General features: G+C 60.0%; 5 protein-coding genes. 3 read left to right on the top strand and 2 right to left on the bottom strand.

The annotated features are described in order from the left end of the window. Positions 1-170 precede the first annotated feature (170 nt). Together ACH2EH_RS25445 and ligA are read right to left on the bottom strand one after the other, a co-directional pair. The gene (locus ACH2EH_RS25445; protein ID WP_395146228.1) at positions 171-1151 is read right to left on the bottom strand and encodes a glycosyltransferase family 2 protein; all 981 of its coding nucleotides are present in this window, start codon (positions 1149-1151) and stop codon (positions 171-173) included. A gap of 34 nt (positions 1152-1185) precedes the next feature. Next, positions 1186-3210, bottom strand: a complete 2025-nt coding sequence (gene ligA / locus ACH2EH_RS25440; protein ID WP_395146227.1) for an NAD-dependent DNA ligase LigA — start codon at positions 3208-3210, stop codon at positions 1186-1188. Positions 3211-3442: 232 nt separating this feature from the next. On the opposite strand from ligA, the gene ACH2EH_RS25435 reads away from it, so the two are divergent. The 3 genes from ACH2EH_RS25435 to ACH2EH_RS25425 form a co-directional block, all read left to right on the top strand. Beyond that, the gene (locus tag ACH2EH_RS25435; protein WP_395146226.1) at positions 3443-3943 is read left to right on the top strand and encodes a hypothetical protein; all 501 of its coding nucleotides are present in this window, start codon (positions 3443-3445) and stop codon (positions 3941-3943) included. A gap of 305 nt (positions 3944-4248) precedes the next feature. Further along, the gene (locus ACH2EH_RS25430) at positions 4249-6474 is read left to right on the top strand and encodes a tetratricopeptide repeat protein (RefSeq protein WP_395146225.1); all 2226 of its coding nucleotides are present in this window, start codon (positions 4249-4251) and stop codon (positions 6472-6474) included. A gap of 24 nt (positions 6475-6498) precedes the next feature. Then, on the top strand, positions 6499-7549 hold a 1051-nt coding region (locus tag ACH2EH_RS25425; protein ID WP_395146224.1), incomplete at its 3' end, for a CsgG/HfaB family protein.

The raw sequence follows: 7549 nt of genomic DNA, 5'->3' as shown, positions 1-7549 counted from the left end.
GGAAATGGAAGCGCGCTGCGAACCCCACGAGATATCGGTGGCTTACGACGGCCTGGAATTCGACATTTAACGGCAACGAGGCAACAAGTTGCTCTCGCTTAGGGCTTCGCCGGGCACTCTCTGAGTGCGTAGATTCGATCTACTTGCCCGTGAGGGCAACCGGCGAAGCCCTAAGCGAGAGGATGTTCATCCCTCGAACGCAGTTCCGTTGGGAAGCCCAGTTTTTCCGAGAGGAGATAGAGCGGGCGGCCTTTGACTTCATCATAGATACGCCCGATGTACTCCCCAATGAGCCCTAGCGTGACAAGCTGCACCCCGGAGAGCAGCGAGAGCACGACGATAATGCTGGTCCAGCCGGGCTCAAAGCTATTGGGAGCGATCGCATAGCGCACGGCTTGAACCACACCATACGCAATTGCCGCGAGGGCGATAAAGATGCCTAAATCACGGGAGAGCCTGAGGGGCGCGTAGGAAAAACCCGTGATCGCGTCCATCGCGAGCTTGAACATCTTACGAAACGGATACTTCGTCTCTCCGGCAGCGCGGGCGGGGCGGTCGTACTCCAGCGCGTGCTGTTTAAAACCCACCCACGCCGCCATGCCTCGTAGGAATCTATGTTGCTCGCCCATCGTATTGAGTGCATCCACGACTTTTCGGTCCATGAGCCTAAAATCCCCCGTGTTCTCGGGGATGGCCACACTGGTGAGGCGCTGAAGTGTTTTATAGAATATGGCGGCGGTCAGGAGCTTGAAGGCCGTCTCTCCCTCACGGCTGCGGCGCTTGCCATAGACCACCTCCCAGCCCTCATCGCGCCAGAGCCGGATCATCTCAGGGAGCAGCTCGGGGGGATCTTGAAGATCCGCATCGAGCAGCACCACGGCAGCGCCCTGTGCATGGTGCATCCCGGCTGTCACCGCCACCTGGTGTCCAAAGTTGCGCGAGAACGAGAGCACTCGCACCCAAGAGCGCGTCTGTGCCAGCTCCCGAAGCTGTCCGAGCGAGCCATCGCGCGAGCCATCGTTGATAAAGAGCACTTCTATCTGGTCGCCGTCTTTCTCCAGGGTCGGCAGGAGCGCCTCCAGCCGTGCGATAAGCACGGGGAGCACCGCCTCTTCATTGAAGATCGGGAAGACAAGGGAGATGAGAGCCATACGGCTATTATACGCCGCCGCTTTCAATCGGCGGCTATTCAGGCAACAGCGCGGCAAACTCGTCCTCGGTGAGGATGGTGATCCCGAGCTGTTCCGCCTTGGCGAGCTTGCTGCCCGCACCTGGCCCGGCGACCACGTAGCTGGTCTGCTTGCTGACACTGCCCGCCGCCCGTCCTCCGAGTCGTTTCACTAGCGCCTCGGCATCTTCGCGGGTAAAGAGAGTAAGCCCTCCCGTGAAGACAAAGCTCTTGCCCGCGAAGTGATCCGAGATAGGCACGGCGTCATCGCCCTCTGCGACCACACCGACTGCGATCAGCTTGTCTAGGAACGCCGTGTTGCTGGCCAGCCAGTCAAAGACACTCTGGGCCGTGGTCAGGCCGACATCAGGGACTTGTGCGAGCTGTTCGACATTGGCTTCACGGAGCCGCTCCAGTGTCCCAAAGCCCTGCGCCAGCCGGGAGGCGCCGCCTTCGCCCACGTGCCGAATGCCCACAGCCACCAAGAGCCGGGCTAGTGTGGTGTGCTTCGCGGCTTCAAGTGCCCCGATTAAGTTATCCGCCAGCTTCTCGCCCATGCGCTCCAGTGGCAAGATCTGCTCTTTCGTGAGCGTGAACAGATCCGCAGGGTCTTTGACAAGCCCCGCCTCGATAAACTGCGCCAGGCGCTCGCCGCCGAGGCCGTCTATGTTGAGGGCGTTGCGGCTGACGAAGTACTCCAAGCGGGTCTGGAGCTGCGCCGGGCAGCTCTGGGCGTTGGGGCAGCGCGTGACCGCCTCACCCTCCGCTCGAAGGGTTGGGGTTCCGCACGACGGGCACACAATGGGCAGTTTGAAGGGGTGTGTATTTTCAGGGCGCTTGCTTGTCACCACTTGCACAATCTCGGGAATCACCTCGCCCGCCCGCTGAATCACGACGGTATCGCCGATCCGTACATCTTTACGGTCAATTTCATCCTGATTGTGTAGTGTCGCGCGGCTCACGATTACCCCGGCCACCGAGACGGGAGCCAGGCGTGCCAGTGGCGTGATGGCACCGGTGCGGCCCACTTGGACCAGAATTTCCTCGACGATGGTTTCCACTTGCAGCGCGGGATATTTATAGGCAATCGCCCAGCGTGGGGCACGGCTCACCTGGCCTAGCTCACGCTGGAGCGTGAAGTCATTCACTTTGACCACGACTCCATCCGTGTCATAATCGAGTGTGTTCTTCTTCTGGGACCAAGCCGCCACGGTCGCCACGACTTCATTGATGTCCATGCAGAGCTGGCGCTCGGGGTTGGTTGGTAGCCCCCAAGCCTTGAGCTGCTCCAGCCACCCGAGCTGGCTCTCTGGTTCCCAACCCGACGCCTCTCCAACAGCGTAGAACCAGACCTTGAGTTTGCGCGAGGCCGTCACGCGGTGATCCAGCTGGCGCAGGCTCCCGGCGGCGGCGTTGCGTGGGTTGGCAAAGGTCGCCTCGCCGCTGGCCTCGCGCTCGCCATTGATGCGGGCGAACTCGCCGTGGGTTAAGAAAGCCTCGCCACGAATCTCGATCAGCGCCGGAAGATTCTCCCCAACAAGGCGCAATGGAATCGAGGGAATGGTCTTGAGGTTCTGCGTGATCTCCTCGCCGGTCGCGCCGTCGCCTCGGGTTGCACCGCGCACAAAGACCCCGTTTTCGTAGGTGAGCGAGACGGAAAGCCCATCCAGCTTGAGCTCACACAGATACGCGATTTTCTCGTCGGTGTCTTCCGCGAGCCCTAAGTGCCGCTTGGCGCGGGTGTCGAACTCACGCAGCTCGTCCTCGGAGAAGGCATTGCTCAGCGAGAGCATCGGCTTTTTATGTGTCACGGAGCCAAACGCGCTGGCGGGAGTGGCTCCCACCCGCTGCGTCGGGGAGTCGGGCGTGATGAATTTGGGGTTCTCGGTCTCAAGCTTTACCAGCTCGTGGTAGAGCTGATCGTACTGCGCATCGCTGACCTCGGGCGCGTCGTGGATGTAGTACAGAATATTATGACGGGCAAGCTCGGTGCGCAGCCACGCGGCGCGCTCGGTAAGAGAAGACGAGGAGGGAGAACTCATTGTAGGATTATACTCTGCGGGAAAGCGGAGAGACGGAATCACTGCTGGTGAGAGTCCTGCCGGTTGGAGCGGTGGGACTGGAGAGCACTTCGTGCTACGAAGGCCGCAAGCGGCCATGTAGAACCGTATGGCCGGAACGGCCTTTGTAGCCGAAGGCTCGTAAGTCTCCCCCCTCCAACGGGGGAGATTTCTGGATCTCCCACTCTAACCAGGGGATGGGATAGAATTTGCTATGAGTAAGCACCATCAGGCGTTTGTTTTCGATGAGGCCGCGTTTCGACGTGAGCTGGCTCCGCTACTGGATCGGCAGGCGGACGCAGCACTGGAGAGCTTTATCAACGATCATCGGGCACGGCTGCGTGATCCTGAGACAAGGGCAGCACTGGAGCTGAGCTGGCGTCAGGAACCGGAGAATGAGGGGTTTGCGCGGCGAGCGGCGCTGGCACTGACGGCGTTCTACGACCCGACGGCAAATATTGGGCTGGGCAGTAGTGCGCAGAAGTGCCGCTTTGCCCTGATGGATCTCTACCCCGAGGGCCGTGTCTTTGTGGGCGGCGGCTCGCTCGGAGTTCCCGAGGGCCACTTTCAGTCCGCAGGCTATGTTGCGGAGAGTGTCGTGATTTTAGAGCGTCTCCAGGCGGAGCATCGCCAGAAGGCCGACGTGATTGACCCTGTTCTGACGATGCTCCAAGCCGCCCTGCACACGGGGCGGGGGCTCTATATCCTGCTCTGAGCTATCGAGTGGTTTGTTGTACTCTGCTCGTATCTTCAGAATCCTTTTTGTTTCCGCCACAGCCAGTCAGCGAGAGGAAGAGCGCACTAAGCAAAACGAGAGACATCAGGGTGACGAAGGGTTTGGTTATCATGGTTAAGTTTCCTTTTTGAGATGTCCTTTGGGAGGATAGCGGTATCAAATCAGACCACTGTCTCAAAAGTGTCTCTGCTCTACCAACAAAACATTGTGTTGAAATTCCCATAGAGGGAAACATTCTGGTAGTATCTTTTTAGGAATCGCTCCCGAATTTAAGGAAAATATAGATGCTCACATTTCTTGTTATACAGATAGCCACTCCCGCTCTAGTGGCACCCATGCCAAAGCCCGAGTCGTTGCTTGAGGGGCTGCTACTTGCAGCAAAGGGAGACCTTCCCGGAGCCGAACAGGCCCTACGCCGAATAGCGGAGCAGAGTGCGGGAAAGCCATTCGCTGCCTCAACCGAGACACTGCCCACGGAGCTAGGGCAGCTGCGTGTGCACTTCAGCATGGAGTCTGGTGAGGCATCGGCATGGAATAACCTGGGAGCAGTCTTGCTGCTTCAGGGCAAGACACAGGAGGCGATGGAGGTTCTGGATAAAGCCGCAGGACTCCAGCCGGAGTGGGGGGCACCCTGGGGCAATAGTGCCCTGGTCTGGCTGGCGAAGCAGCAGCCCGGCAAAGCTGACGAGATCGGGCGTGTCGCGCTGGTCTATGGTGCACGTAATGCCAATCTCTACGCCACCCTCGCGGAGGCCAGCTTGCGGCGACGTAACACACGGCAGGCGGAGGAGTATATTCGTCGGGCGCTGGAGCTCGAGCCGGGCCACGGCTACGCAACTTTTGTGCGTACTCAGGTGCACGAACAGCAAGGTAAGTTTTTGGAGGCGGAGCGCGACTATCTCCAGGCACTTGCGCGGAATGGGTTTGTGGCAAATGCCTTTCGCTTTGATTCGGGACAGCTGCACCCCAGTGCCGGCGGAGGAGGGCGTGATAACTGGCAGCAGCTCAGTGGCCAAGGGTTTAAGGCTGGGATTGGGGGCAACTTCCAGCTTCTTCGCGATGTGGGTAGTGTCGAAGGAGATACGAAAGCCGAGCAGCGCTTGAACCAGGCCCGGCTGACCGTGGGAAAGATGACGGAGAAAAGTGATTCTCTGCTCAGTGCCGTGCGGCGTGAGCAGCAGGATACTCGTGGTCTCGCCTTGGGGCTAGCGGGGCGTACCGGGCGAGGGCAGACCAAGGTGGATCTGCTACACAACACACGCTTTTCCCCGACATCAAAGCTGCACGTCATGGGGCGCTGGCGACAGAGTGACACCGATCTGCGCTCTCAGACATCCGGAGCACGCTACAGCCCCCTCAACGACAAGCAGCTCAGCGGCGAAGCAGAGTGGCTACGTGGGCTGACCCCTCAGCTCTCGTTGCAAGTGGGGGGATCTTGGCTCCAGAACCAGCGAACGGAGGGGGCACCGCCGCCGGGATCGGATCTGGCGGGTGTGGGGTTCTTCGCACCCAACCAGCCTTTCGATCAGGTCTTTTCGGCGGGCACCACGAGCTTGTGGACGACACACGCGCTGCTACGCTACCCTGTTCTGGGACGGACACTGACATTTGGGCCGGTCTTTGGAAGTCAGGCGGGAGCACCTGGGTTGCTCTTTTCGGGCAAGAAGCGCACCCGTGCGGTGGGCGTGACGACACCCTCCCACTCTAGCGCGTTTCTCCCCTACGCGGACTGGGCCTACCCCACCCGGGCCGGGCAGACACTACGCGTCTCCGTGACCCCGCAGGTCGGCTCGACAGCGGCGGTCTTCCAGCCCGGAGACTCATCACGCGTGTTGGATGCTGATAGCAATTTCCAGGGGATGGATGCGACAGGCAACCGGCTGGGTGCGCGAACACTTTACTACGGCCCCAGTGGTCAAGGGGTTGCCTACGAGATCGGACTGCGCCAGGACGACAAGCACGGTCTGACCTGGGAGACCACGGCGTTTCACCGGGAGCTGCGCAATGTGGGGACGGTATCGGGCGATCCGCGTATTGAGCCCTCACTGGATCTTGTTGCATGGAAGCGCACCCGGTCCAGTGGCTTGGAGACAAGCGCCGCCCTTGCACTGAAAAAAGGGATTCGTTTGAGCAGCTTTGTACGCTGGCAGGAAGCACGGGGAACCCTAGCGGAGGATGGTACCACAGCTTCAACGAGCCTCCCTCTCTCCAATGTCTCGCCCTGGCAGGGGAATATTCGGGTGGACTGGAACCCCACTGATGTCCTGCGATTCGGTGTCGAGACCCGGGTGGATGGAGCGCGTCCCCTGATTTTTTCTCAGGGAGAGGGTACAGGCCCCGCTGTTGGGCAGGATAAGTGTCCCATAATTCGGCGCTACGCCCTCCAGGGGGGGATGCGCTTGCGTAGTGATCAGGAGCTGACTTTCACTTTGGTCGTGCCTGACCGTAGCTTCTGGCCAGGGAGCAAGCCGGAGACGGTTATCCTACTTGGACTAGGGACGCGGCGATAAAACTCGTCGAGGAAAATAAACGATATGTATAAATTTGTACGGAGCATGCTCTGCGGTCTGCTTGTTGGCAGCCTCACCGTTGGGGTGTTGGCCGGGGTATGGGGCGACGACAAGCAAGATAAGCAAGACAAGCAAACAGGGCCGCCTAATCCCCTAACGAAACTAGCCCCTTACGTTGGCCCCAAAAAACCGGTGGTGGTGATGGGGATAGATGTTAAAGTCACGAAGGCCAGTATTCAGATACCGCTGCCTTCGGGGGCAACTCAAGAGAAACCAATTGATCTCCCTAGTGAGTTTGGTGCGGGACTGACGGAGGTGCTCATCACGGAACTCTTCCAGACCGGGCGCTTTGTCGTGCTGGAAGCCTCTGCTGCCGAGCTGCTTCCCGGTGCCGTACCCGGCGCGAATCCTCTTCCTGCGGGGGGGAATCCTCCGCAAGAGGGGACTGTCCCTCCCCCTGTCACCGACCCGCCGGCAGCGGCACCACCCGCTGCGGCACAGCCTCTGCCCCCTCCCTCCCGAACTCAGGTACGGGGAGCGATCACGACTCTTTCTTTCCGTAGCTCCGCGCAGGCACTTGGTGGCGGAGGGGCGGGTGGGCTACCGCCTAGCCCGTTTGAGGGAGGTCGTGCAAAAACAGAAGCCATTGTGCGCTTGGACATACGCCTCACCGAGAGTGTTACGGGGGAGGTCGTGGCGGCTTACCAGGCCGAGGGCAAGGTGACCTCCTCGAAGTCATTCTTAAACCTGACGATTAAAGATGTCACTAGCCTTGGCACAACTAAAGTGGATGAGAACCCGCTTGGTCAGGCTGTGCGACTTGCAATCCGCAATGCGGTGGTGAAAATCTGTCATCAGACCGATAGTTTGCCCTGGGAGGCACGGGTTGCTCGCGTGAGTGGTGAGGGGGAGAACCTCTCGCTCTTTTTGACAGAAGGTGCCCGGACGGGCCTGGAGCCTGACGATATTTTAGAGGTCGTTCGGCTAGGCGAGGAGGTTCGCGATCCGGTGACCGGCAAGCTTCTGGGGCGCGACGAACAACGCGTGGGGCAGTGCCGGATCAAGTCCGTACCCC

Source organism: Armatimonas sp. (assembly GCF_043760365.1).
In the GTDB taxonomy this organism is placed as follows: domain Bacteria; phylum Armatimonadota; class Armatimonadia; order Armatimonadales; family Armatimonadaceae; genus Armatimonas.
This window is presented reverse-complemented; position numbering and strand designations above follow the sequence as displayed.

What these genes read in the sequence shown, in the direction of transcription:
- ACH2EH_RS25445 (WP_395146228.1), bottom strand. Translation starts at nt 1,151, where the DNA reads ATGGCTCTCATCTCCCTTGTCTTCCCGATCTTCAATGAAGAGGCGGTG.
- ligA (WP_395146227.1), bottom strand. Translation starts at nt 3,210, where the DNA reads ATGAGTTCTCCCTCCTCGTCTTCTCTTACCGAGCGCGCCGCGTGGCTG.
- ACH2EH_RS25435 (WP_395146226.1), top strand. Translation starts at nt 3,443, where the DNA reads ATGAGTAAGCACCATCAGGCGTTTGTTTTCGATGAGGCCGCGTTTCGA.
- ACH2EH_RS25430 (WP_395146225.1), top strand. Translation starts at nt 4,249, where the DNA reads ATGCTCACATTTCTTGTTATACAGATAGCCACTCCCGCTCTAGTGGCA.